Source organism: Spirillospora sp. CA-142024, assembly GCF_050942325.1.
Classification (GTDB): Bacteria; Actinomycetota; Actinomycetes; order Streptosporangiales; family Streptosporangiaceae; genus Spirillospora.
On the sequence record NZ_CP192077.1, the window covers coordinates 2,515,346 to 2,540,952 of the forward strand.

Consider the following 25,607-nt stretch of genomic DNA (forward strand, 5'->3'; position numbering starts at 1 on the left):
GCCGGTCAGCCGGCGAGCCGGGCCAGCGACCGCAGCGGGACGGGCAGCCAGGACGGCCGGTTCCGCGCCTCGTACCGGATCTCGTAGACCGCCTTGTCGAACTCGAACGCCCGCATCAGCGCCGCGTGCACGGCCGGGTCGGGCCCGCCCGCGGCCGCGTAGCCGGCGCAGAACGCGGCCCGGTTCCGTTCCGCCCACGCCTGGGCGCGCAGCTCCAGCACGTCCGCCGTGCCGGGAGGCAGGTCACTCTCTCCCGCCAGCAGGAACCGCGCCGCGTACTCGAAGGAGCGGAGCATCCCGGCGACGTCCCGCAGCGGATGGGCGGGCGCCCGGCGCTCGGCGGGCGTGCGGGCCGGCTCGCCCTCGAAGTCCAGCAGCACCCAGCCGTGGTCGGTGCGCAGCACCTGGCCGAGGTGGTAGTCGCCGTGGACGCGCTGGAACGGCAGCGGGGCCGCCTCCGCCGCGACCTCGTCGAACACCTCGCGGATCGCGTGCGCGTGCGGGCGCAGCTGCGGGACGGCGGCGCTGACCTGGTCGAGCTGCTCGTTCATCGCGAAGACGATCTCCCGCAGCAGCTCGGGCGGCGCGCGGGTCACGCCGAACGCGTCGGCGAGGTCGCGGTGCACCGCGGCCGTCGCCGCGCCGAGCCGCTCGGCCTCCGCGGCGAAGTCGCCGCCGACGGCCGCGGCGTCGTGCGCGGTGAACGCGGTCGGCGAGCCCGGTGGGCACGGCTGCGCGAACCAGTCCCGGACGCTGGTGAGCGCGAGCTGCCACCCGTCCGTCGCGGAGTGCAGGAACTCCGACAGCAGCGCCAGCGTGACCGGCTCGCCTCCGGCCGCGTCAGGCTCCTGCTCGATCCAGCCGTGCACGGCGGGGATGTGCTCGCAGCCCTCGCGGGAGAGCGCGAGGTTGACCTCCAGGTCGGGGTTGACGCCGGGGGACAGGCGGCGGAACAGCTTGCAGATGTAGGCGTCGCCGAAGATCAGCGAGGTGTTGCTCTGCTCGGCCGGACTCGGGGCGCCGTCCAGATTCGTGCGGATGCCCGTACCGGGCGCGCGGCGGAAGATCAGCGGCCCTACCGTCCGCTCGGCTGCCATGAGCGCCAGCAGCGGGCGGGTCAGCTCAGGGTCGTGGACGGCGTCGTAGACGTATCCGGTGATGCCGTGTTCCCACCCGTTCAGCAGTCCGATCGCGGCCGGTCCCAGCTGCTCGGGCAGGTCGCGGCGGGTGCCGAGGAGGAGCTGGTAGTGGTCGGTGGTGCGGTTCTGGCGGACGTCGAGGACGAGGTGGTGCAGGCCGGGGTCGCCGGGGATCAAAGCCGTGGCGGTGCCGATGGACAGGTCGTCGATGGGGCCGTCCTTGCCGCCGAACCACCGCTGCCGGGGCAGCCAGCCGGCGAGGAGCCGGACGAGCGAGGTGTCAGACGGCGGGCCGGACGACGTCACGGCTACATCACTCCTTCTCCCGGCTCGGTCGGCTCGGGCGGCGGCGGCAGCAGGAACCAGTAGAAGCCGTGCCCGGGCAGGGTCAGCAGGTAGGGCAGCTCGCCGATGGCCGGGAACTGGACGCCGCCCATGCACTCGATCGGGGCCGAACCCCGGAAGCGCCGCAGGTCCAGTTCGACCGGCTGCGGGAAGCGGGACAGGTTGTTCACGCAGAGGACGCTGTCCATGCCGCCCCACTGGTTGGTGTCCCCGCCGTTGATCTCGCGGGTGAAGGCGAGGACGGAGGGGTTGGAGGCGGATAGTTCGACGTAGGAGCCGACGCCGAAGACGGGGTGGCGTTGGCGGATTTCGATCATTTTGCGGGTCCAGTGGAGCAGGGATCCGGGGTTGTTGGCTTGTGCTTCGACGTTGACGGCTTGGTAGCCGTAGATGGGGTCCATGATGACGGGGAGGTAGAGGCGGGCGGGGTCGCAGTGGGAGAAGCCGGCGTTGCGGTCGGGGGTCCATTGCATGGGGGTGCGGACGGCGTCGCGGTCGCCGAGCCAGATGTTGTCGCCCATGCCGATTTCGTCGCCGTAGTACAGGACGGGTGAGCCGGGGAGGGAGAGCAGGAGGGCGGTGAAGAGTTCGAGTTGGTTGCGGTCGTTGTCCAGGAGGGGGGCCAGGCGGCGGCGGATGCCGATGTTGGCTTTCATGCGGGGGTCTTTGGCGTATTCGGTGTACATGTAGTCGCGTTCTTCGTCGGTGACCATTTCCAGGGTGAGTTCGTCGTGGTTGCGGAGGAAGATGCCCCATTGGCAGGATTCGGGGATTTTGGGGGTTTGGGCCATGATTTCGGAGATGGGGTAGCGCTGTTCGCGGCGGACGGCCATGAAGATGCGGGGCATGACGGGGAAGTGGAAGGCCATGTGGCATTCGTCGCCGCCGGCGGCGGGGTCGCCGAAGTATTCGACGACGTCGGCGGGCCATTGGTTGGCTTCTGCGAGCAGGACGCGGTCGGGGTAGAGGCGGTCGACTTCGGCGCGGACGCGTTTGAGGTAGGCGTGGGTTTCGGGGAGGTTTTCGCAGTTGGTGCCTTCGCGGGCGTACAGGTAGGGGACGGCGTCCAGGCGGAATCCGTCGATGCCCAGGTCGAGCCAGAAGCGGAGGTTTTCCAGCATGGCGTCTTGGACGGCGGGGTTGTCGTAGTTGAGGTCGGGTTGGTGGGTGAAGAAGCGGTGCCAGTAGTACTGGCCGCGGATGGGGTCGTAGGTCCAGTTGGAGGATTCGGTGTCGATGAAGATGATGCGGGCGTCGGGGTAGCCGGTGTCGTCGTCGGCCCACATGTAGAAGTCGCCGAAGGGGCCGTGGGGGTCGGTGCGGGAGGCTTGGAACCAGGGGTGCTGGTCGGAGGTGTGGTTCATGACCAGGTCGGCGATGACGCGGATGCCGCGGGCGTGGGCTTGTTCGATGAGTTCGACGAAGTCGCCGAGTTCGCCGAAGTCGGGGAGGATTTTGGTGTATTCGGCGATGTCGTAGCCGCCGTCGCGCAGGGGTGATTGGTAGATGGGCAGTAGCCATAGGCAGTCGATGCCGAGCCATTGCAGGTGGTCCAGGCGGGAGATCAGGCCGCGCAGGTCGCCGTAGCCGTCGTTGTTGGAGTCGGCGAACCCGCGTACCGACACCTCGTAGAACACCGCCGTCTTGAACCAGTGCGGGTCGCGCGGCGTCTCCGGGCTGAACGCGTCCGGGACGGGCTCGGACGAGGCCGGCATGGCGTCGGGCGGGATCTCGGGGATGGGTTCGTCCCGGGGCACCAGGCCCGGTGCGGCATCCGGCGGCACGGCCGGAATCTCTGGCTCGTGAGGTCCGCTCAACTCTCGCTGCTCCCGAACGTCAATACGTGTGCGGGTCGGATCTGGGGATCGAGGTAGACGTAGTTGGATTTGGTCCAGGTGTAGGTGGTGGCGTCGAGTTCGTCGGTGATGGTGAATGGGTGGGTGGGGTCGTCGGGGAGGCCGAGGGCGGGCAGGTCGAGGTGGAGGGTGGCTTCGCGGGGTTGGTGGGGGTTGAGGTTGACCACGGTCAGTACGACGTCGTCGAGGTGGCGTTTGGAGAAGGCGAGGAGTTCGGGTTGGTCGATGTGGTGGAAGTGCAGGTTGCGGAGTTGCTGCAACGCCGGATGCGCATTGCGGAGGGTGTTGAGCCTGGTGATGAGGGGGGCGATGGTGGTGCCGGTGCGGTCGGCGGCTTCCCAGTCGCGGGGCCGGTACTGGTATTTCTCTGAGTCGCGGTATTCCTCGCTGCCGGGGCGGACGGGGGTGTTCTCGCATAGTTCGTAGCCGGTGTAGATGCCCCAGGTGGGGGAGAGCAGTGCGGCGAGCACGGCGCGGATTTCGAAGGCGGGGCGGCCGCCGTGCTGGAGGTATTCGTTGAGGATGTCGGGGGTGTTGGTGAAGGCGTTGGGGCGCATGTACGTCGCGGCCGGGCCGGTGAGTTCGGTGAAGTATTCGCGGAGTTCGTCGGCGGCGTTGCGCCAGGTGAAGTAGGTGTAGGACTGGTGGAATCCGATTTTGGCCAGGGTGTGCATCATGGCGGGTCGGGTGAAGGCTTCGGCGAGGAAGATCACGTCGGGGTCGGTGGTGTTGATGTCGGCCAGGAGCCGTTCCCAGAACGCGACGGGTTTGGTGTGGGGGTTGTCGACGCGGAAGATCCGTACGCCGTGGTTCGTCCAGTGCCGGATGACGCGGTGGATTTCGGTGGCCAGGCCGTGGGGGTCGTGGTCGAAGTTGAGGGGGTAGATGTCCTGGTATTTCTTGGGCGGGTTCTCGGCGTGGGCGATGGTGCCGTCGGCGCGGGTGGTGAACCATTCGGGGTGCTGGGTGACCCAGGGGTGGTCGGGGGAGCATTGCAGGGCCAGGTCCAGGGCGACTTCTAGTCCGTGGTCGGCGGCGTAGGCGACGAAGGCGTCGAAGTCGGTCAGGGTGCCCAGGTCGGGGTGGATCGCGTCATGGCCGCCGTGTTGTGAGCCGATGGCCCAGGGGGAGCCGGGGTCGTAGGGGCCGGCGTCCAGGGTGTTGTTGGGGCCTTTGCGGTGGGTGGTGCCGATGGGGTGGATGGGGGGCAGGTAGATGACGTCGAAGCCCATGTCGGCGATGGCGGGGAGGCGTTTCATCGCGGTGCGGAAGGTGCCCGAGGTCGGGCCGCGGCGGCCGATGGGGTCGAAGGCGGCGCCTTCGGAGCGGGGGAAGAATTCGTACCAGGCGCCGTACAGGGCGCGTTGCCGGTGCACCACCAGCGGGTACCAGTCGCTCACGGTCAGCAGATCCCGCAACGGATGACGCCCCAGCGCGTCCTCGACGTCGGGGTCGGCCACGGCCTCCATCCGGTCGACGACCGGCACGGTCTCGTCCCCGAGCCGTTTCGCCAGTCGCTCCAAGGTCGGACGGTCCTTGCTCGGGACGGCCTCGGCCGCGCGCGCGAACAGCAGCGAACCTTCGGTGAGCATGAGTTCGACGTCCTGCCCGGCGGGGACCTTGATCTGCGCGTCGTGCCACCAGTGCGCGATCGGATCGCCCCACGCCTCCACCCGGAACGACCACGACCCCATCTCCGTCGGCGTCACCCGGGCCGACCACCGGTCCAGCCCCACACCCACCTCGGCCATCGGCCGCGGCGGCAGCTCCTCCCCGTCCGGCGTCCGCAGCACCACCGCCGCACCCAGCATCTCGTGCCCCTCACGGAACACCGTCGCCGACACCTCGACGGTCTCGCCCACCACCGCCTTCGCCGGCCACCGGCCACACCCCACCACCGGCGCCACGTCCACGATCGGAATGCGACCAAGCCTCGGAATGCCGGTCGTACTTGACGTTCCGGACTCGACGTGCATGTGCCACCCCTACCCGTTCGAGACTTCCAAAACGTCCCATGCCCGGGAACCGGCGCCTACCGTCCCGTAGTTTTCGATAACTTTGCGCCGCGCCCCGGTCACCCCCCGTGCGGGTGCGGGCGTGAACTCACAGGCTCCGGCCGCGGGGAGCCGGTCTTGGGATGGTCGAGTTTGGGCAAACGCTCGGCCGCGGCGTCCGGTCCGGATTCGGGGGCGGGCGGCGGTGAGGCGACGCCAGCCCTTACGGGGACGGGGTTCGCGCGCTTCCGCCGGCGTGCGGACGATCAGTCCGCGAGGTGACGGTGTGGTCCCCGCCGTCGCGCCCACGGCCGGATACCGCATAGCGTGACGTTGCGTGAAGGCAATCCGACGTTTCACGGTCCGCACCGTCCTTCCCGAGCCGCTCAAGCAGCTTGAGGAACTCGTCCTCAACCTGCGCTGGTCCTGGCACCACGAGACGCTCGACCTGTTCCGCGCCGTGGACCCGGCGCTCTGGAAGGCCGTTCACCATGATCCGGTGCGGCTGCTCGGCGAGGTCGCGCCGGAGCGGCTGGCGCGCCTGGCGGAGGACCGGCGGTTCCTGCGCCGCCTCCAGGACACCGCCGAGGACCTCCGCGAGTACCTGACCGCTCCCCGCTGGTACCAGAAGCGCTTCGCCAGCGAGGATGCCCCGGCCTGCATCGCCTACTTCTCACCCGAGTACGGGATCACCGCCGCGCTGCCGCAGTACTCCGGCGGCCTCGGCATCCTCGCGGGCGACCATCTGAAGACCGCGAGCGACCTCGGCGTCCCGATCCTCGGGGTCGGGCTGCTGTACCGGCACGGCTACTTCTCCCAGTCGCTGTCGCCGGACGGCTGGCAGCTGGAGCGCTACCCGCCGATCGACCCGAACGGCCTGCCGCTGACCCTGCTCCGCGAACGGGACGGGACGCCGGTCCGGGTCACCATCGGCCTCCCCCCGGAGGTGACGGGGCGCGGCCACGGGGGCGGAACGCAGCGGAGCGACCTGCACGCGCAGGTGTGGATCGCGCGCGTCGGGCGCGTCCCGCAGCTGCTGCTCGACTCCGACGTCGAGGACAACGACCAGTCCGCGCAGGACGTCACCGACCGGCTCTACGGCGGCGGCGGCGATCACCGGCTGCTCCAGGAGATGCTGCTCGGCATCGGCGGCGTCCGGGCGATCCGCGCGTACTGCCGCATCACCGGGCATCCGGAGCCCGAGGTGTTCCACACGAACGAGGGCCACGCCGGGTTCCTCGGCCTGGAACGCATCCGCGAGCTGGTGTCGGAGGACGGCCTGACGTTCGACGAGGCCCTGGAGGCGACGCGTGCGGGCACGGTGTTCACCACCCACACCCCCGTCCCGGCCGGCATCGACCGGTTCCCCCGCGACCTGATCAGCCGGTACTTCGGCGGCGCGAACGAGGAGGAGCAGGTCCCCGTCGACCGGATCCTCGCGCTCGGCGCCGAGGACTACCCGGACGGCGACCGCACCGTGTTCAACATGGCCGTGATGGGCATGCGGCTCGCGCAGCGCGTCAACGGCGTCAGCGAGCTGCACGGCGAGGTCAGCCGGGAGATGTTCGGCGGGCTGTGGGGCGGGTTCGACACCTCCGACGTCCCCATCGGGTCGATCACCAACGGCGTGCACGCCGGCACCTGGGTGGCGCGCGAGGTGCTGGAGTTCACCGCCCGGGAGCTGCCGTCCGTCATGGAGTCCGGGCGCGGCTGGGAGGACGTCCGGAACGTCTCCGAGCCGGAGATCTGGCGGATGCGGGGCCTGCTGCGGCGCCGGCTCGTGCTGGACGCGCGGCGCCGGCTCCGCGAGTCGTGGCGGCAGCGCGGCGCCAGCGAGGCCGAGATCTCCTGGGTCGACGACGCCCTCGACCCCGACGTCCTGACGATCGGGTTCGCGCGGCGCGTCCCGTCCTACAAGCGGCTGACGCTGATGATGGCCGACCCGGACCGGCTCCGCGCGATCCTGCTGGACCCGGACCGTCCCGTGCAGATCGTCATCGCGGGCAAGGCGCATCCGGCGGACGAGGGCGGCAAGCGTCTCATCCAGGACATCGTGCGGTTCGCCGGGTCCGAGGACGTCCGGCACCGGATCGTGTTCCTGCCCGACTACGACATGGCGCTCGGGCAGCTCATGGTGCAGGGCTGCGACGTGTGGATGAACAACCCGCTGCGCCCGCTGGAGGCGTGCGGCACGTCCGGGATGAAGGCCGCGCTGAACGGCGGGCTGAACCTGTCCATCCGCGACGGCTGGTGGGACGAGTGGTACGACGGCCAGAACGGCTGGGCCATCCCGTCCGCCGACGGCCTCGCGAGCCCCGACCGGCGGGACGAACTGGAGGCCGCCGCGCTGTACGAGCTGATCGAGGACCACGTTTCCGTCACCTTCTACGACCGGGACTCGGCCGGGCTGCCGCGCCGCTGGCTGGAGATGGTGAAGCACACCATCGCCACGCTCGGCCCGAAGGTCCTCGCGAGCCGGATGCTGCGCGACTACGTCGAGGACCTCTACGCGCCGGCGGCCGCGGCCGAGCGGTCCATGGTCGCCGACAAGTTCGCGGGCGCCCGGGACCTGGCGGCGTGGAAACGGCGGGTCCGTACGGCGTGGCCGCGGGTCGCCGTCGACCATGTCGAGTCCAACGGGGAGGAGAGCCCCCAGGTCGGCACGCGGCTGACGGTCCGTGTCGTCGTCGGCCTCGGCGGGCTCGATCCGGAGGACGTCGCCGTGGAGGTCGCCTACGGCCGGGTGGACGACACCGACGCGCTGGTCGGCCCGTCCTACCTGGAACTGGACGAGGGCGCGCCGGCCGAGGACGGGCGGTACAGGTACACCGGCGAGGTGCCGCTCGCCCGGAGCGGCGCGTTCGGCTACAGCGTCCGGGTGGTGCCGAGCCACCCGCTGCTGTCGGGACGGCCCGAGATGGGCCTCGTCGCGCTGCCTCCCGCGCCGCACGGCATGACGAACGGCGACCTGCGCTAGGCGTCGCCGTCCCGCTCCTCTTCGGCGGGCGGGTCGGTCGTCTGCCAGGCCGCCACGATGAGGGGCAGGAAGACGTGCGTCGCGAGCAGGGCGAACAGGATGAGGAAGAGCGCGGCGCCGGGGATCTGTGATTCGCGTCCGTCGCGGTCGGCGATGCTCGTCACCACCACCACGGCGACCAGCACGAACGTCGTGGCCCGGTGGGCGGTCGCGAACGCGCGGAGCCGCGCGGTGATCTGCCGCTCGTCCAGCTCCCGCTCCCGCTTGGAGGTCAGTCCCCGGGTCACGGCGATCAGCTGACCGGCGAGGGGGAGCCCGACCACCACCAGGACGCCCAGGATCACGAAGTTGGTGATCATCGCGGTGTCGCTCGGGGCCAGCACCCAGGACACGGCGGCGTCCACCCAGAACAGGCCGAGCGTGACCGCGCCCGCTCCCGCCAGCATGCGGCGGGGCCGCTGCCGGGCGTAGCGGGCGGGCATCCGCTGCTCCAGCTCGTCGTCCAGGGCCGCCAGCCGCTGTTCCCGCTTGCGGCGCGAGCGCTCCAGCCTTCCGATGGGGCTTTCCGTCATGACGCGTCTCCGATTCTGGGGAACGGTTTCAGGGAGAAGACGACCTCGACCGGCACCTCGAAGTACTCGGCGATGCGCAGGGCGAGATGGAGGCTGGGGCTGTACTCGCCCCGTTCCAGATAGCCGACCGTCTGGTAGTGCACGTTCAGCGCGGCCGCCAGGTCGCGGCGCGAGACGCCGCGTTCGGCCCGCAGCACCGGGATCCGGTTGTAGACGGTCTCCTTGTCGGCGGACGCCGGGCCGCTCTTGCGGATCACCGCCCGGCCCTTCGCATGGCTCGCGTCCCCATCGGCCGCACCTCCTCTGTATGGATACTTGGATCGTCCGCCGTATCTCTGTAACTGTTGATAGCAGTTGTACTACATCTCATCGCAGACGTGCAAGAAAACGGATCCTGGCAGGATGGACATGTGCGACTAGCAGCCCGACGCGAGCGGCCGGTCCCGTGGCCGCCCGGCGGCCGCACGGCCGACGCGCTCCTGGCCGGCGGATCGTTCGCCGTCCTCGCCGCTATGGCGCTCGTGTCGACGCACACGGGCCCGCCCTCGCGGATGCCCGCCTACAGCTGGGCGCTTCTGGCGGTCACGTGCGGGGCGCTGTACTTCCGCCGCGGCCATCCCGTCGTGGTGGGCGCCGTCACGCTCCTCGCCTGCACCGTCTACTACCCGGTCACCGAGCCGGACGGCCCGGCCGTGATCACGTTCGTCATCGCGCTCTACACGGCGGCGGCCGAGGGATACCTCACGGCGGCCGTCGTCCTCGCCGGGATCTCGGCGGCCGCGACCCTGGCCGCCGACCGCCGTGACGACGTCAACCACCTCGCGGACGCCGCCGGCTTCCTGCTCATCGGGTGGTTCGTCGCGGTCATCGCGATCGGCGGCGTCGTCCGCAACCGCCGCGCGTACCTGCGCGAGGCCGAGGAACGGGCGCGGGTCGCCGAACGCGGGCGGGAGGCCGAGGCCCGCCGCCGCGCGATCGAGGAGCGGCTGCGCATCGCCCGCGAGCTGCACGACGTCCTCGGCCACAACATCTCGCTGATCAACGTGCAGGCCACCGCGGCGCTGCACGGCCTGCGCCGCGAGCCGGAACGCGCCGAGGACGCCCTCACCGCGATCAAGCAGGCCAGCAAGGACACGCTGCGGGAGATGCGCGCCACCCTCGGCGTCCTGCGGCAGGTCGACGAGGCCGCGCCGGTCACGCCCGCCCCCGGCCTCGCCCGGCTGGACGAGCTGGCCAAGGGCATCGCCGCCGCCGGCCTGAAGATCCGCACCGAGATCGAGGGCGAGCCGCGCCCTCTGCCCGCCGACGCCGACCTCGCCGCGTACCGCATCGCCCAGGAGGCCCTCACGAACGTCACCCGCCACTCCAACGCGACCTCGGCGCTCGTCCGCATCCGCTACGGCGACAACGACGTGACCGTCAGCGTGGAGGACGACGGGACACCCGCCTCCGCCGCACCCTCGGCGGACGGCACCGGCATCCGCGGCATGCGCGACCGTGCGGAGGCCCTCGGCGGCACCCTGGACGCCGCCCCCGACCCGGACGGCGGCTTCAAAGTGCGCGCCCACCTGCCCCTCTAGTCGTCGTCGCCCGCGGCGAGGGATTCATAGACGGGCGCCAGCACGTCGGTGAGGGGGCGGCGGCGGATCCTGATCGGCGGAGGTGTCGCCACCTGGAGGACGAAGCCGGGCGGAACGGGCGGGGCCGGAGGACGTTCACGGAGCCGGGCCAGGCCGGACGGGGGCGTCCAGAAGCCGGCGGCCGCGAGCGGCTCGTCCTCCATCGCGAAGGGGTCCGGTTCGGTCTCGGTGGCGCGCCGCAGGGCGGCCAGGAGCTGGTCTCTGCCCCGCCCGTTCCACTGGAGGATGAGGAACGGGTCGTCGTCGAACGCCTCGGCCAGCAGGTAGAGGACGGCGGCGGCGTGCTTGCACGGGTCGCCCCAGTCGGGGCAGTCGCACATCAGGTGCAGGTCGGACGCCGAGCCCGGGAACAGCGCCAGGCCCAGCTCGGCGAACACCCACTCGATCTCCGGGGGCATCTCGCCGGCCAGCAGGCGGGCGCGGAACACCGCGCGTGACGCCAGCTCCTTCTCGACGGCGCGCCAGTCGTCCGCGTCGATCGCGTCGATGCCGATCGCCACCTCGTACGGCTCGGGCGCCGAGCCGTGCACCCGCGCGGTCACCTCGTACGGCTCGACCTTCAGATCGAACACGTTGCCCTTGCGCGCGTAGGTACGGCCGCGCTGGAGTCTGCCCGTGTCGGCGAACGACTCGACCAGGTCGATGAAACGCCGCGACCACCATTCGGTGCCGATCGAGCCGCGCCTGTTGCGAGCCTTGACGCCCTCGCCCATCAATCGCTCACCGCCTCAGGCGACAGGCGCAGTACATCGCGGAGCTCGGCCACCGAAAGCCCGGTCAGCCAGTCCTCGCCGGTGCCGACGATCGACTCGGCGAGGGCCTTCTTGCGTTCGATCATCTCGTCGACGCGCTCCTCCATCGTCCCGACGCAGATGAACTTGCGGACCTGCACGTTCTTCGTCTGCCCGATGCGGAACGCGCGGTCGGTCGCCTGGTCTTCGACGGCCGGGTTCCACCAGCGGTCGACGTGCACGACATGGTTGGCGGCGGTCAGCGTCAGTCCCGTACCGGCGGCCTTGAGGGACAGGAGGAAGATCGACGGTTCGGTGTCGTTCTGGAACAGCTGGACGAGGTCGTCCCGTGCCTGTTTGGACGTTCCGCCGTGCAACCAGAGAACGGGACGTTCGAGACGGGCCGCCAGATAGGGCTGGAGCATCGAGCCGAACTCGGCGTACTGGGTGAAGACCAGCGCCTTCTCGCCCTGCTCCAGGACCTCGGCGCAGATCTCCTCCAGCCGTTCGAGCTTGCCCGAACGGCCAGGGAGGCGTGAGCCGTCCTTGAGCAGCTGCGCCGGATGGTTGCAGACCTGCTTGAGCTTGGCCATCGTCGCCAGGACGAGCCCGCGCCGCTTCGTCTCGTCCGCCTCGGCGATCTGCTGGAGCATGTCGTCCACGGTCGCCCGGTAGAGCGACGCCTGCTCGGTGGTGAGGTTGCAGTAGACCTTGATCTCCTGCTTCTCCGGCAGGTCCGAGATGATCGACGTGTCGGTCTTGAGACGGCGCAGGATGAACGGCTGCGTCGCCCGCTTCAGCGCCAGCGCGGCCTGCTCGTCGCCCTCGCGCTCGATCGGGATGGCGAACCGCTGCCGGAACGCGCTGCGCGGCCCGAGCAGCCCCGGGTTCGCGAACTCCATGATCGACCACAGTTCGGTCAGGTGGTTCTCCACCGGCGTGCCCGTGAGCGCGATCCGGCTCCGCGCCGGGATGCTCCGCACCGCCCTGGCCTGCCGCGTCCCGCTGTTCTTGAGCGCCTGCGCCTCGTCGCAGACGACCCGCCCCCACTCGATCGGCGCGAGCATCTCCGCGTCCCGCGTCGCCGTCCCGTAGGTGGTCAGCACCAGGTCGGCCCCGGCGACGGCCGCGACCAGCTCGTCGCCGCGGTGGCGTCCCGTCCCGTGGTGGACGTACACGCGCAGCTTCGGCGTGAACCGCGCCGCCTCCCGCTGCCAGTTCCCCACCAGCGACATCGGCAGGATCGCCAGCGTCGGGGCGGGACGGCCGCCATCCTCCCTTTCATGGACAAGTAGCGACAAAACCGAAATGGTCTTGCCCAGTCCCATGTCGTCCGCGAGGAGCGCGCCGAGGCCGAGGTCGTTCATGAACGTCAGCCAGGCGAGGCCGCGTTCCTGGTAGGGGCGGAGTTCCGCGTCCAGTTCGTCCGGCGTGCGCATGGGGGTGAGGCGGCGGTCGGCTTCGCCTGACAACAGGTCGCCGAGGGGGCCGGCCGCGTCGACGCCGGTGAGGGGGAGGGTGTCGTCGCCCGCGTGGACGATCGCGCGGATCGCCTCGGCGGCGGTCATGCGTCCTCGTCGCGGGTGGCGGAGGAAGTCGAGGGCCGCTTCGAGCTGTTCCTCGTCCAGTTCGACCCACTGGCCGCGCAGGCGGACGAGCGGCGTCTTGAGGCGGGCGAGTTCCTCCAGTTCGGCCTCGTCGATGCTCTCGTCGCCGATGGCCAGGTCCCAGCGGAAGTCGACCATGGCCTTCAGGTCGAAGCCCGACGGAGCGGCCGACCCGGAGGACGCCTCTGGATCCTCGTCGCGGGTCGTCAGCCTCATGCCGAGCTTCGCCTTGCCCGCCCACTGGGGCAGCAGGACGCCGAAGCCCGCGGCGGCGAGCATCGGGGCCGCCTGGCGGAGGAAGCGGAACGCGCCCGCGGTGTCGAGGGGGAGTTCGTCCGGCGCGGGGCCGTCCAGGGCGGGCGCCATGCCGGGGAAGAGACGCAGGGCGCGGCCCAGGCCCGCGAGCAGGGTCTCCTCGGCGTCCGGGATCGAGGTCGCCTCCCCTGCCCAGACCATCGCGGCCGGGACGTAGAGGCTCGGGTCGTCGGTGCCCTGGAGGGCGAACTCGACGCGCCAGGAGTCGCCGTCCTTCGGCTCCTCCTCGTCCTCGAAGCCCTCGGCACCCGGTTCGGCGAGGCGGAAGCAGACGCGGAGGGGGCCCGACGGGCGGCGCGCGGCCGCGGCCCAGGCGTCCAGCTCGGCGATCAGGTCGTCGGGGTCGTCGCGGGGTTCGCGGGCGACGTAGGGGGACGGGCCGGTCAGCGCCATCACCCAGCGTTCGGCGAGCGGCAGCCGGTCGGGCTCCTTGCGCCGCGACACCAGCAGCGGGTGCGGCACCACGCCCCGGACGGCGGTGTCGGCCAGGCCCGACAGCGCCTCGCGCAGGACCTCGGCGGCGGGGCGCCCGCCGTCGGCGGCGCGGCAGGCGGCGGGCATCGCGCGGGCCAGCGCGCGGAACCGCGCCGGGTCGTCGATCACCGGGCGCCAGCGGGCCACGAGGTCGCCGTCCTCGCGCAGCAGCGCGGGCAGGACGTGGCCGCGCTCCGCGAGGTGCACCGCCTCGTCCGCGAGCATGCACAGGAAGCGCAGGTCGGTGCCCGGGATCACGTCCGCGCCGTCCTCGGCGGCCTGGAGCAGCGCCATCGCCGGGAACGGTTCGAGGACGAGCGCCGGGACGCGCCACGGACGCAGCTCGGGCTCGTCCCGCACCGGCTCGGGACCCAGCTCGGCCGAGGGCAGCGGGTGGTCGCCGAGGGTCGGCAGCGACATCGTCAGCTCGACGCGGAACGCGGTGCGGACGAGCGGCTCGTAGGACGTCCCGGTGAAGTCGCAGGTCGCGAAGGGGTGAGTGTCGGGAGAAGGCTCGTACGGGCCGGTGCGTTCGGCCCAGAGGCAGAGCGCACCGCCATGCCAGGTGGCGTGGGCGACGAGCATGGTCCCCGAAGCTACCAGCAGCCTCGGACATCATCACCGGTCACATTTCTGACAGCGGTCACTCAGACAATTCTCATAGTGGTCAAATTCCCCTCTAACGCGGCGCCTGCAGGCTCCCTCCATCGCACTGTCCACGTGATGAGGAGGCTCCCGATGGCAGCGAACGGAGAAGGCGGGGTGAGCCGCCGCGCGGCGCTCACCGCGATGGGCGGCGCAGGGCTCGGCGCGGTCGGCGTGGTCGCCGGCGGTGTCGCGCTGGCGGACGGCTCGGAGACCAAGACCGGCACGCCCGTGTCGAACGTGACCACCCCCGCCTGCGTGCTGTCGCCGGAGACGACCGAGGGCCCGTACTACCTGGACTACGAGATGGTCCGCCGGGACGTCACCGAGGACCGTCCCGGCATCCCGATGATCCTGCGCGTCACCGTCGTCGACACGACCGCCGGCTGCCGTCCGGTCAAGCGCGCCGCCGTGGACATCTGGCACTGCGACGCGGGCGGCGTGTACTCCGGCTACGAGGGCAACACGCTGCCGGGCGGGCCGCCGTCCGGGACCCCCACGGACGCGCCGACGGGCACGCCGACCGGGACGCCCACCGGCCCGCCGCCCGGTGGCGGCGGCGGGCACGCCGACCCGGTCAACGACCTGACGTTCCTGCGCGGGGTCCAGCTCAGCAACGGGCACGGGATCGCCGAGCTCCGGACGATCTACCCGGGCTGGTACCAGGGGCGGGCCCTGCACATCCACGTCAAGGTGCACGTCGGCGGCAAGGTGGACGCCGAGGAGAAGACCTACACCGGCGGGCACGTCAGCCACACTGGGCAGTTCTTCTTCGCCGAGGAACTCGCCGAGAAGGTCGCCGCCATCGAGCCGTACAAGAACAACACCGTCACGCGGGTGAAGCTGGAGGAGGACGGGATCTACCGGCAGGCCGGGTCGGGCCTGCTGACCATCCGCCCGGTCCACCGGGGGCGCATCGAGCGCGGCCTGATCGCCGCGATCACGGTCGGCGTGGACCCGTCCGCCACCCCCGCCGCCGTCTGAGGAACGGCCCGCCGCCGGAGGGCGCCGCCACGGCGGCGGGCGCCCGGCGGCCCGGTCTCCTGTGGGGGGACGACCCCCCACACCCCCCGGAAGAGCCGCTGGTTAGGCTCGGGACGTCCGCCACCGAGTCAGCGCAGGAGGGTCGCCGTGGGCGAGTTCGTACGGGTCGAGGTCGAGGACGGGATCGCGACGATCAGGCTGGACCGTCCGAAGATGAACGCCCTGAACGCGCGGATGCAGCTGGAGCTGATCGACGCGGCCCGGCAGGTCACCCAGGACGACGCCGTCTCCGCGGTCGTGCTGTACGGGGGCGAGCGGGTGTTCGCGGCGGGCGCCGACATCAAGGAGATGGCCCCGATGTCGTACGCCGAGATGTCGGCGGGGCACTCGCGGCTGCTGCAGGACTTCGCCAAGGCGCTCGCCGCCATCCCGAAGCCGGTCATCGCGGCGATCACCGGGTACGCGCTCGGCGGCGGGCTGGAGGTGGCGCTGACCGCCGACTTCCGCGTCGCCGGCGAGGGCGCGAAGGTGGGGCAGCCGGAGATCCAGCTCGGCATCATCCCCGGCGCGGGCGGCACGCAGCGGCTCTCCCGGCTGATCGGGCCGTCCCGGGCCAAGGACCTGATCTTCTCCGGGCGGCACGTGGAGGCCGCCGAGGCGCTCGCGATCGGCCTGCTCGACCGGGTCGTCCCGGACGAGGACGTCTACAAGGCCGCCAGGGAGTGGGCGGCGACGTTCGTCGGCGGCCCCGCGATCGCGCTGCGCGCCGCCAAGCAGGCCATCGACCGGGGCCTGGAGGCCGACCTCGACACGGGGCTGGAGTTCGAGCGGACGCAGTTCGCCGCCCTGTTCGCCACCGACGACCAGGCGACCGGCATGAAGAGCTTCATGGAGGAGGGCCCGGGCAAGGCCGAGTTCACGGGCCGGTGAGCGCGCGGTCCTGCGCGTCCAGCACCTCGTCGGCGTAGCGCTCGGTCCAGCGGCCCAGGGCGGAGAGGGGCTCGATCAGCCCGCGTCCGGGGCCGGTCAGCCCGTACTCCACGCGCGGCGGCGCCTCGGCGTAGCGGCGGCGGGTCACCAGGCCGTTCTGTTCGAGGCGGCGGAGGGTCTCGGTCAGGACCTTGTGGCTGATGCCGCCGATCCGGTCGCGCATCTCGCCCGGCCGCAGCGGGCCGTCCCGCAGCGTCCAGACCACGACGCCCGTCCACGTGCCGGACAGCAGGTCGAGGCCGAGCCGTGTCCGGCAGTCGGCGATGAAGTCGTTCTCGTCCATGGGATCGCCCGCCATCCTGCCCTTCCCGATACGCACCGGATGGTGCCGAACGGACCGCCTAGCGTCCCGTCCGACGGTAGTCGAACCGGGAGGTTGTCATGCGGATCGGAGTGCTCGGCGCGGGCGCAATGGCGGACGCGCTCGCCACGCAGTGGGCGCGCAAGGGACACGAGGTGCGGATCGGAGCCAGGACGCCCGCGAAGGCGGCGGCGCTCGCCGGGCGGATCGGGCACGGCGCGGCGGGGGGCACGCTGCGGGAGGCGGCGGAGTTCGGTGACGTGGTGCTCGTCGCCGTCTGGCACGAGGGCGTCCCGGACGTCCTGCGCGAGGCGGGGCCCCTGGAGGGACGGGTGCTGATCGACTGCACCAACCCCATGGAGCCCCCGTTCGAGCGGCTCAAGACGGCGGACGGTCCGTCCGCCGCGCGGCGGATCGCGGACGCGACGGGCGCGCGGGTCGTCAAGGCGTTCAACACGTGCCACGAGAGCGTATGGCGGATGACGCCGCCGGCGTTCGGCGGCAGGCCCCTGGGCGTCCCGCTGTGCGGTGACGACGAGGAGGCGCTGGCCGCTGTGCGGGAGCTGGTGACCGATCTCGGCTGCGTGCCCATGAACGGCGGAAGCCTGGAGAGGGCCGGTCTCCTGGAGGCCACGACAGCGTTCATGGTGGGGCTGTGGGTCGCGGGGGAGGACCCGTCCGCGATGCTGCCGCCGCCCGAGTACGCCGGCGGAGACCCTCGGCGGACCTCGGGACCGGACGGCATTTCGAAAATCGCTGGCTAAAACGTTATTTGTGTTTTTGGGTGTGCTGCCCGGGATTGTGAAGATCGGCCGATAGCATCTGCCGCCATGCGACACGCATACCGGACCGCGCTCGTGACGGGCGCGTCCAGCGGCATCGGGGAGAGCTTCGCGCGCCTCCTGGCCGCCCGCGGCACCGACCTGGTGATCGTGGCGCGCCGCGCCGACCTGCTGGACGGCCTGGCCCGCGAGCTGGTCGAGCGGTACCGGGTCGCCGTGGAGGTGCTCGCGGCCGACCTCGCGGACCCCGCGCAGCGCGTGGAGGTCGAGGGGCGGCTCCGCGCCGAACCGGTCGAACTGCTCGTCAACAACGCCGGATACGGCGCGTTCGGGGCGTTCGCGGAGCTTCCGCTCGACGACCACCTCGCGCAGATCGAGCTCAACGTGGACGCGGTGGTGCGGCTCACCCATGCCGTCCTCCCGGGGATGATCGCGCGCGGCCGGGGCGGGGTGCTGAACGTCGCGTCGATGGCGGGCTTCACCCCGTCGCCCGGCAGCGCGACGTACGGGGCGACGAAGGCGTACGTGGCGGCCTTCTCCGAGAGCCTGCACTCGGAGGTCGCGGGCAAGGGCGTCCACGTGACGGCGCTCTGCCCTGGCTTCACCCGCACGGAGGACGACGTCCCGCCCAATCTGCTGTGGCTGCGGCGCGAGGACGTGGCGCGGGCGGGGCTGGAGGCGGTGTCGGCCGGACGGGCGCTGTGCGTCCCGGGCGTCCAGTACAAGGCGGCGTTCCCGGCCCTGCGGCTGGTCCCGAGGCCGCTGCTCAGGGCCGCGGTGAACCGCATGTGGCAACAGGCCGCCGACACGCGGTGACAAAAGGTCACCCTCTCTTATTGCTCAGGTCTACAAAAGTTCCCGCGGGTTGCTTGTTGCGGGGGTGACTTGACGGGGGTCACCGTGAGTGGCGACGATCGAACCTACGCTTGAGTAGGTTGTGAACGGCCTGCTGGGCGGCCGAACGAACACCTCGTCGAGCGAAGGAACCGCATGTCCGTGACCCCCGAAGACAAGCTCCAGACCGGTCTCATGCTCGACCTGGAGCCGGTGGTCGAGAAGGAACTGAACCGGCACATGTCGATGGCCAAGGAATGGTTCCCCCACCAGTACGTCCCGTGGGGCGAGGGACGTGACTTCGACGGGCCGCTGGACGGTGAGCCGTGGTCGCTGGAGCAGTCGAAGCTCAGCGTCGAGGCCCGCGAGTCGCTCATCGTCAACCTCCTCACCGAGGACAACCTCCCCGGCTACCACCGCGCCATCGCCACCGTGTTCGGCCGCGAGGGCGCCTGGGGCACCTGGGTGAACCGGTGGACGGCCGAGGAGAACCGGCACGGCATCGTCCTGCGCGACTACCTCACCGTGACCCGCGCGGTCGACCCGATCGCGCTGGAGCGCGCCCGCATGCGCCACATGGAGGCGGGCTACGAGGCCGACCACGGCGACTCGTTCCTGCACGGATCGGCGTACGTGGCGTTCCAGGAGCTCGCCACCCGCGTGTCGCACCGCAACACCGGCAGGGCGTCCGGCGACCCCGTCTGCGAGCAGATGATGAGCCGCATCGCCGCCGACGAGAACCTCCACATGATCTTCTACCGGAACCTGATGGCCGCCGCCCTGGAGGCGAGCCCGAACGAGACGATGCGGGCCATCGCCGACGTCGTGATGACGTTCCACATGCCCGGCCACAGCATCGACGGGTTCCTCCGCAAGTCCGTGATCATCGCCAACGCCGGCATCTACGACCTGCGGCTCCACCACGACGACGTGCTCGTCCCGGTGCTGCGCAAGTGGGGCGTGTTCGACCGCACCGACCTGTCCGGCGACGGTGAGAAGGCGCGCGAGGAGCTCGCCGAGTTCCTGGGGCAGCTCGACGCGTCCGCGACCAAGTTCGAGACCCGCCGCGAGGAGCGCCGCGCCCGCCAGGCAGCGCGCAAGGGCTGAGCCCGCGGCCCCTGCCCGGGCGGTTCCAGGGGCCTCGGAAGGGCCGGGAACGAGTGCGCGGTTTCCGGCGTCAAAGGATGCATGGGGACGCATCGGCGACTGGGCGGGTATCGGTTGCTGGACGAGATCGGCCGGGGGAGCACCGCGGTGGTGTACCTGGCGATGGACGTCTACGGCCGCGAGGTCGCGGTCAAGGAACTGATCCCGGAACTGGCGGGGGAGCCGGAGGCGATCAGCAGGCTGGCCCGGGAGATGTCGGCGCAGGCGCGGGTGCGCAGCGCCTACGTCGCGCGGCTGCTGGACGGGGAGGTCGCGGCGGAACGGCCGCACGTGGCCATGCAGTACGTGCCCGGCTGCCCGCTGAACGACCTGGTATCGGCGTACGGACCGCTGCGCGGCGACCGGCTCGTCCGGTTCGCGCGGCGGCTGGCGCTCGCGCTCGGGGACGTCCACGACGCGGGCGTGCTGCACCGCGACGTCTCGCCCGGCAACGTGATCGTGCTGGGCGACCGCCCGACGCTGATCGACTTCGGCATCGCGCACGAGTCGGGCGCCGTGCAGCTCACCAGGCGCGGCATGGTCGTGGGGACGCCCGCCTACCTGGCGCCGGAGCTGATCGAGGGGGAGCGCGCCACCACCGCGTCGGACGTGTTCTCCTGGGCGTCGACGGTCGCGTACGCGGCGACGGGACGTCCGCCGTTCGGGCGGGGGTCGCTGCACGGGGTGTGCTTCCGGATCCTGCGCGGCGAGGCCGACATCGACGGTGTTCCGGAGCCACTGGCGGCGCTCCTGCGGGCGGCGTTCCGCCGCGACGCGTCCGGGCGTCCCGGCGCGCGCCGGATCGCCGGGGCGCTCGCGCACGGCGACGCCCTCACCACCAGGCGTGACGGGGTGGTGGCCGCCTGACGCCGATCGAATCTCCCCGCACGATCGGCGAGGATAGGGTTTCGCGTAAACGATGAAGGGAGCTGTCACGTCCGGGGACCGAATCGGCCACTACAGCGTGCTCCAGACCCTGGGGGAAGGGGGCATGGGCGTCGTCTACCTCGGCGCCGACCCCGAGGGGCGCAACGTGGCCATCAAGGTGCTGCGGCCCGCGGTCGCGGGAGACGCCACGGCGCGCCGCCGGCTGGCCCGCGAGGTCGACTCCATGCGGCGGGTGCACAGCCCGCACGTCGCGGAGATTCTCGATGCCGACGTCACCGCCGACCGCCCCTACATCGTGACCCAGTACGTGCCCGGCCGGACGCTCGAGGAGATCGTCGAGGAGTCCGGCCCGATCTACGGGCAGGGGCTGCAGCGGCTCGGGGTCGGCCTGGCGTCGGCGCTGTCGGCGATCCACGGCGCCGGGATCGTGCACCGCGACCTGAAGCCCGGCAACGTGATGCTCGTGGACGGCGAGCCCGTCGTGATCGACTTCGGCATCGCGCAGGGCGCCGACGCGACCCGGCTCACCGCGACCGGAATGGTCATCGGCACCCCCGGCTACCTCTCCCCGGAGATCATCGAGGGCGAGGACGCCGGCCCGCCCTCGGACGTGCACGCCTGGGCCGGCACGGTCGCCTACGCCGCGACCGGCCGGCCGCCGTTCGGCTCCGGCACCTTCGAGTCGATCTTCTACAAGATCATGCAGGGGTCGCCGGACCTGGACGGCGTGCCCGACGCGATGCTGCCCGTGCTGCGCTCGGCGATGGCGCGGCACCCGGCCGAGCGTCCGACCGCGGTGAACCTGGTGCAGCTCACCCGGCGGATCCACCTCGAAGCCACGATCACCGACCAGACGCGGGTCGACCAGCACTACCGGCCCCCGGGCGCTTCGCAGCCGGTGGAGGAGCCGGCGGCCGACCACTCCCGGCAGTTCTCGATGCCGGCGCCCGCGCCGCAGGACCCGCCCGCCCGGCCGACCACGCCGGGCGGGTCGGCGATCCCGGCGCCCGCGCCCGTTCCGGCGCCCGCGCCGGTCCCGTCGCAGCCGAAGGACTTCGTGGGCCAGCTGCCGCCCGCCGCGCCACCGCCGCCTCCGCCGGCCCCGCCGCCCGGCCAGTTCAAGGCGGGGGAGCAGTTCGGGCCGCACGGCTACCGCGGGCCGGACCCCTACGCCCAGGGCGGCGAGCCCTACGCCCAGGGCGGCTACCCGCCGCCCTACGGGCCGCCCTCGAACCAGCCGGCCCCGGGCGCGCTCCAGCGCGGCCCCTACGACCCGCAGACGCAGGACGCGCAGCGGCGCGCCGCCGACCAGGCCCAGGCCGACCGGGAGCGCGCCGCGCGGGAGGGCGCCGACAAGGACCGGCGCAAGCCCTACGGCTGGTACCGGGTGCTCAGCTTCCTCGTCCTGGTCGCGCTGCTGGGGTTCGCGAACATCCTGCCGCTGCTGGCGCTGGCCGTCACCATCGGCGGCACGTTCCTGCTGCGGATGGGGGACAAGGCCGCCAAGGGCATGGAGGGCCGGCAGACGCGGCGGGGCCCGCGCTCCGGCGACGCGGTGGCCGCCGCGTTCCGGACGCCGCTGCACCTGCCGGGCGCCCTGCTGTCCACGGTGCTGTGGACGTCGCTCAGCCTCATCGCGGGCCTGATCCTGCTCTGCGTGCTGATCTTCGCGCAGCCCGACATGACCGCCTCGAAGGCGATCGCCTACTCGTCCATGGCGGTGATCGGGCTGCTGTGCCTCGCGCCGGGCAGCGGCGCGCCCCGGCGGCAGCTCGCCCGGATCTGGGGCGCGCTGCTGCCGCGCGCCGAGGTCGCGCTCGCCGGCGCGCTGATCCTCGGGATCTTCGCGACGGTGCTGGTCGTGCTGTCGCAGAACCAGCCGCCCGACACCACCCCGGTGGGCGGAATGAGCCAGGACCTGGAGAGCCTGCGCGCCGACGTCCGCGACCTCGTGTCGAGCATTCCCGGCACCTGACCCGCCGCCGGTCCGCGGCGATGGGTCCGCGGGGAGATTTCCGGTCGGTAAGGTGGCGGGCCATATGAGCGGTGAGACGAGCCGTCAGGCGCACATCGGTCCGTACCGGCTGCTGTCCAGGCTGGGCGGCGGAACCGGTGACGTCCATCGCGCCGCGGGGCCCGACGGCCGGGACGTGGCGATCAGGCTGCTGCCGCCGGAGGCCGCCCCCGACATCCGGCGGATGCGCGAGGTCCTCAGCCCCTACGTGGTGGACGTCCTCGACGGTGAGCCCGCAGGCCCGCGCCCTTACCTCGTGTCCCGGTTCGTCCCCGGACGGCCGCTCGCGGAGACGCTCGCCGAGCAGGGGCCCATGTCGGGGGACGCGCTGCGCCGCATGGCCTTCGGGCTGGCCAAGGCCCTCGCCGCCATCCACCGGGCGGGTCTCGCGCACGGCGAGCTGGGGCCCGGAACGGTTCTCGTCGTGGACGACGCCCCTGTCGTCGTCGACTTCGCGCTGACCGCCGGTGCCTCGGTCGCCGACGACGTCCGGGCATGGGCGGCGACGGTCACGTTCGCCGCGACGGGACGGCCGGACGCGCCCGCCGGGGCGCTGCCCGCCGCGCTGCGTCCGCTGGTCGCCGCCGCGTCGCATCCCGACCCGGAGGCGCGTCCGGCGGCGGCGGAGCTGGCGGAGGCGGCGTCGAGCCTGGACCTTCCGGCCGCTCCCGGTGTCCGCACCGCGCCGGAGCCCCCCGCTCCACGCCCGGCGCCCGGGCCGTCCGCCGCGCCCGAGTCGCCCGGCGCGGCCGCCCCGGCCGGGAGGCCCGCCGAGGAGCGGGAGCCCGCGGTGGTGCGGGGGTGGGCGCGGCTGCTCGCTGCCATGGTGGTGGTGATCGGGATCGGCGTCGTGATCATGGCGCCGATCGCGGGCCTCGCCGTCACCCTGGTCGCGGTGACGCTGCTGCGGGTGGCGGGCACGACCGCGCGCGGATGGGCGTGGGCGCTCGGCCGGACGCTGCTGACCGTCCCCTACGCGGCGGTGTTCACGGTCGCCGTCCCGCTCGGGCTCGCGGCGGTGTCGGCGGTCGGCGGGGAACTGGACTCGCTCACCGCCTGCGCCTTCGGGGCCGGGGCGGGGGCGGCGGTGCTGTGGACGGCGCCGGGCGTCAGCGCCCCGCGGCGGCAGCTGGAGCGCTGCTTCCTCCCGGTGGCGCGGCGCCCGGGGGCCGTCGCCGCCGCGGCCGCGGGCCTCGGCGTCCTGTGCCTGGTGGCGGGCGTCGGCGCCATGACGCTGACCCCGAGCTTCTCCCCGACCTACGGGCTGCAGGGGACGCTGGAAAGCTCGATGGACCGGCTGCAGCACGCCGTCGACGGGAGCTGAGGCGTGCGGCCCGTCCCCGCGGGTCGGAACGCGGTTCGGGCAGTGAACGCCGTGCCCACGTGGGTAAGGTCTCACGAACTGGGATTTGCCTTGGGGCTACCCATGAGTAACATTTGGGGTGCACGGCCAACCAGGGACCCGGCGCCGAAGCACGTTCGGGTGTTTGGCAGGCTGTGACTTCGAAAGCGCATGTCCGCGTCGACCCGTCATGGGCGGCGCCCCTCTGCCGCTTACCTCAGCGGCCAACTGAGTGCAGGGAGGTCGGCCACCGGCCATGAACATCGTCGTCCTGGTGAAGCAGGTTCCCGATACGGAGAGCCCGCGCAAGCTGAAGTCCGATGACAGCACCCTCGACCGCGCCGCGGCGGACGGTGTGATCAACGAGCTCGATGAGTACGCGATCGAAGAGGCGCTGCGCATCAAGGAGGCCCAGGGCGGCGAGGTGACCGTCCTGACCATGGGCCCCGACAAGGCGACCGACTCCATCCGCAAGTCCCTGGCCATGGGCGCCGACAAGGCCGTGCACCTCCTCGACGAGGGCCTCGCCGGCTCCGACGCGCTGCAGACCTCCTACGCGATCCAGCAGGCGCTCGGCCGCACCGGATTCGACCTCGTGATCCTCGGCTCGGAGTCCACCGACGCGCGGACCGGCGTGCTCGCCGCGATGCTCGCCGAGCGGCTCGGCGTCCCGCAGCTGTCGCTCGCGAACAAGGTCGAGATCGACGGGACGTCCATCACGGTGCAGCGGCAGACCGACTACGGCTTCGACCGGGTCGAGGCGAGCCTGCCCGCGGTCGTGTCCGTCGTGGAGAAGATCAACGAGCCGCGCTACCCCTCCTTCAAGGGGATCATGGCGGCCAAGAAGAAGCCGGTCGAGACGCTCGGCCTCGGCGACGCCGGCATCGACGCGTCCCAGGTCGGCCTGGCGAACGCCGCGACCGAGGTGGTCGACTTCGCCGAGGCGCCGCCGCGCGCCAAGGGCGAGATCGTCACCGACGAGGGCGACGGCGGCGCGAAGATCGCCGAGTTCCTCGCGTCGAAGAAGTTCGTCTGAGCGAGGAAGGGGATTAGGAACAGATGGCTGAGATTCTCGTCCTCGTCGACCACGTCGACGGTGAGGTCAAGAAGGTCACGCTCGAACTGCTGACGCTGGCGAACCGGCTCGGCGAGGCCGCCGCGGTATGGGTCGGCCCGGGCTACGAGAACGCCAAGGACAGGCTCGCCGAGTACGGCGCCGGCAAGGTCTACGTGGCCGCCGACGAGGAGCTGGCCTCCTACGTCGTCGCCCCGAAGGCCGCGCTGCTGGCACAGCTGGTCGGCGAGAAGTCGCCGGCGGCGGTGCTGGTCGCCGCGACGGCCGAGGGCAAGGAGATCGCCGGGCGCCTCGCGGTCAAGACCGGCTCCGGCGTGCTCACCGACGTCGTGGACGTCGCCGACGGCTTCGTCGCCGAGCACTCCATCTTCGGTGGCGGGATCATCGCGCACGCCAGGGTGAGGACCGGCACGCCGATCATCGCCGTCCGGCCGAACTCCGTCGCCCCCGAGGCGTCGGCGGTCACCCCGGCCGAGGAGCAGGTGGCGGTCGCGCTCTCGGACGCCGACAAGGGCGCCAGGATCGTGGAGAAGGTCGTCCAGGAGAAGGGCGAGCGCCCGGACCTGACCGAGGCCGCGATCGTGGTCTCCGGCGGCCGCGGCGTCGGCGGCGCCGAGAACTTCAAGATCATCGAGGCGGTGGCCGACTCGCTCGGCGCGGCCGTCGGCGCCTCCCGCGCCGCCACCGACGCCGGCTGGTACCCGCACTCGTTCCAGGTCGGCCAGACCGGCAAGACCGTGTCGCCGCAGCTCTACATCGCGGTCGGCATCTCCGGGGCCATCCAGCACCGGGCCGGCATGCAGACCTCGAAGACCATCGTCGCCATCAACAAGGACCCTGAGGCGCCGATCTTCGAGCTCGTCGACTACGGCATCGTGGGCGACCTCTTCCAGGTCGCGCCGCAGCTCACCGAGGAGATCAACAAGCGCAAGTGATCTCCCGCGACCGGCCCCGGC

20 protein-coding genes are annotated in these 25,607 nt (G+C 71.9%); 12 read left to right on the top strand and 8 right to left on the bottom strand.

The window, feature by feature from the left end:
* Window positions 1-5: 5 nt before the first annotated feature.
* The 3 genes from ACQPZP_RS12130 to ACQPZP_RS12140 form a co-directional block, all read right to left on the bottom strand.
* Window positions 6-1,445, bottom strand: a complete 1,440-nt coding sequence (locus ACQPZP_RS12130; protein WP_433477727.1) for a maltokinase N-terminal cap-like domain-containing protein — start codon at window positions 1,443-1,445, stop codon at window positions 6-8.
* Between the two features lie 2 nt (window positions 1,446-1,447).
* Window positions 1,448-3,199 (bottom strand): maltose alpha-D-glucosyltransferase, encoded by a 1,752-nt coding sequence (gene treS / locus ACQPZP_RS12135; protein WP_433479595.1) that lies wholly within the window; start codon window positions 3,197-3,199, stop codon window positions 1,448-1,450.
* 98 nt (window positions 3,200-3,297) lie between these two features.
* Window positions 3,298-5,316, bottom strand: a complete 2,019-nt coding sequence (locus ACQPZP_RS12140; RefSeq protein WP_433477728.1) for an alpha-1,4-glucan--maltose-1-phosphate maltosyltransferase — start codon at window positions 5,314-5,316, stop codon at window positions 3,298-3,300.
* Window positions 5,317-5,671: 355 nt separating this feature from the next.
* On the opposite strand from ACQPZP_RS12140, the gene glgP reads away from it, so the two are divergent.
* A complete protein-coding gene (gene glgP, locus ACQPZP_RS12145; RefSeq protein ID WP_433477729.1) occupies window positions 5,672-8,311 on the top strand; it encodes an alpha-glucan family phosphorylase in 2,640 nt (879 codons plus the stop codon).
* On the opposite strand, the gene ACQPZP_RS12150 is transcribed toward glgP, so the two are convergent.
* Window positions 8,308-8,883 (bottom strand): hypothetical protein, encoded by a 576-nt coding sequence (locus ACQPZP_RS12150; RefSeq protein ID WP_433477730.1) that lies wholly within the window; start codon window positions 8,881-8,883, stop codon window positions 8,308-8,310. The genes glgP and ACQPZP_RS12150 overlap by 4 nt on opposite strands.
* Window positions 8,880-9,137 (bottom strand): helix-turn-helix transcriptional regulator, encoded by a 258-nt coding sequence (locus ACQPZP_RS12155; protein WP_433479596.1) that lies wholly within the window; start codon window positions 9,135-9,137, stop codon window positions 8,880-8,882. Before ACQPZP_RS12155 ends, ACQPZP_RS12150 begins: the two co-directional genes overlap by 4 nt.
* Window positions 9,138-9,293: 156 nt before the next feature.
* Here ACQPZP_RS12155 and ACQPZP_RS12160 point away from each other — a divergent pair, with 156 nt between their 5' ends.
* Window positions 9,294-10,463 (top strand): sensor histidine kinase, encoded by a 1,170-nt coding sequence (locus ACQPZP_RS12160; RefSeq protein WP_433477731.1) that lies wholly within the window; start codon window positions 9,294-9,296, stop codon window positions 10,461-10,463.
* On the opposite strand, the gene ACQPZP_RS12165 is transcribed toward ACQPZP_RS12160, so the two are convergent.
* On the bottom strand, window positions 10,460-11,236 hold the full coding sequence (locus tag ACQPZP_RS12165) for an SWIM zinc finger family protein (protein WP_433477732.1): 777 nt from the start codon (window positions 11,234-11,236) through the stop codon (window positions 10,460-10,462). The two genes, ACQPZP_RS12160 and ACQPZP_RS12165, sit on opposite strands and share 4 nt — an antisense overlap.
* Window positions 11,236-14,235 (bottom strand): DEAD/DEAH box helicase, encoded by a 3,000-nt coding sequence (locus ACQPZP_RS12170; protein ID WP_433477733.1) that lies wholly within the window; start codon window positions 14,233-14,235, stop codon window positions 11,236-11,238. Before ACQPZP_RS12170 ends, ACQPZP_RS12165 begins: the two co-directional genes overlap by 1 nt.
* Before the next feature lie 153 nt (window positions 14,236-14,388).
* Between ACQPZP_RS12170 and ACQPZP_RS12175 the strand changes: the two genes are divergently transcribed.
* Together ACQPZP_RS12175 and ACQPZP_RS12180 are read left to right on the top strand one after the other, a co-directional pair.
* Window positions 14,389-15,279 (top strand): intradiol ring-cleavage dioxygenase, encoded by an 891-nt coding sequence (locus tag ACQPZP_RS12175; protein ID WP_433477734.1) that lies wholly within the window; start codon window positions 14,389-14,391, stop codon window positions 15,277-15,279.
* Window positions 15,280-15,426: 147 nt separating this feature from the next.
* A complete protein-coding gene (locus ACQPZP_RS12180) occupies window positions 15,427-16,209 on the top strand; it encodes an enoyl-CoA hydratase/isomerase family protein (RefSeq protein WP_433477735.1) in 783 nt (260 codons plus the stop codon).
* Here the strand turns inward: ACQPZP_RS12180 and ACQPZP_RS12185 are convergent.
* A complete protein-coding gene (locus ACQPZP_RS12185) occupies window positions 16,196-16,567 on the bottom strand; it encodes a winged helix-turn-helix transcriptional regulator (RefSeq protein WP_433477736.1) in 372 nt (123 codons plus the stop codon). The genes ACQPZP_RS12180 and ACQPZP_RS12185 overlap by 14 nt on opposite strands.
* Before the next feature lie 83 nt (window positions 16,568-16,650).
* Here ACQPZP_RS12185 and ACQPZP_RS12190 point away from each other — a divergent pair, with 83 nt between their 5' ends.
* From ACQPZP_RS12190 to ACQPZP_RS12225, 8 genes are all read left to right on the top strand, one after another.
* Window positions 16,651-17,334, top strand: a complete 684-nt coding sequence (locus ACQPZP_RS12190) for an NADPH-dependent F420 reductase (protein ID WP_433477737.1) — start codon at window positions 16,651-16,653, stop codon at window positions 17,332-17,334.
* Between the two features lie 66 nt (window positions 17,335-17,400).
* Window positions 17,401-18,168, top strand: coding sequence for an SDR family NAD(P)-dependent oxidoreductase (locus ACQPZP_RS12195; RefSeq protein ID WP_433477738.1), 768 nt, complete (start codon window positions 17,401-17,403; stop codon window positions 18,166-18,168).
* A gap of 174 nt (window positions 18,169-18,342) precedes the next feature.
* Window positions 18,343-19,293 carry an acyl-ACP desaturase gene (locus ACQPZP_RS12200; protein ID WP_433477739.1) on the top strand — a complete coding sequence of 317 codons (951 nt, stop codon included), beginning with the start codon at window positions 18,343-18,345 and terminating at the stop codon, window positions 19,291-19,293.
* Between the two features lie 81 nt (window positions 19,294-19,374).
* Window positions 19,375-20,199: a serine/threonine-protein kinase gene (locus ACQPZP_RS12205; protein WP_433477740.1), complete on the top strand. Its 825-nt coding sequence runs from the start codon at window positions 19,375-19,377 to the stop codon at window positions 20,197-20,199.
* A gap of 52 nt (window positions 20,200-20,251) precedes the next feature.
* Window positions 20,252-22,195: a serine/threonine-protein kinase gene (locus ACQPZP_RS12210; protein ID WP_433477741.1), complete on the top strand. Its 1,944-nt coding sequence runs from the start codon at window positions 20,252-20,254 to the stop codon at window positions 22,193-22,195.
* A 64-nt stretch (window positions 22,196-22,259) separates the two neighbouring features.
* Entirely contained in the window at window positions 22,260-23,558 is a 1,299-nt protein-coding gene (locus ACQPZP_RS12215; protein ID WP_433477742.1) for a hypothetical protein, read from the top strand.
* Window positions 23,559-23,832: 274 nt separating this feature from the next.
* Complete coding sequence (locus ACQPZP_RS12220) at window positions 23,833-24,612, top strand: electron transfer flavoprotein subunit beta/FixA family protein (RefSeq protein WP_433477743.1); 780 nt, start codon at window positions 23,833-23,835, stop codon at window positions 24,610-24,612.
* A gap of 23 nt (window positions 24,613-24,635) precedes the next feature.
* The gene (locus tag ACQPZP_RS12225; RefSeq protein WP_433477744.1) at window positions 24,636-25,586 is read left to right on the top strand and encodes an electron transfer flavoprotein subunit alpha/FixB family protein; all 951 of its coding nucleotides are present in this window, start codon (window positions 24,636-24,638) and stop codon (window positions 25,584-25,586) included.
* Window positions 25,587-25,607 lie beyond the last annotated feature (21 nt).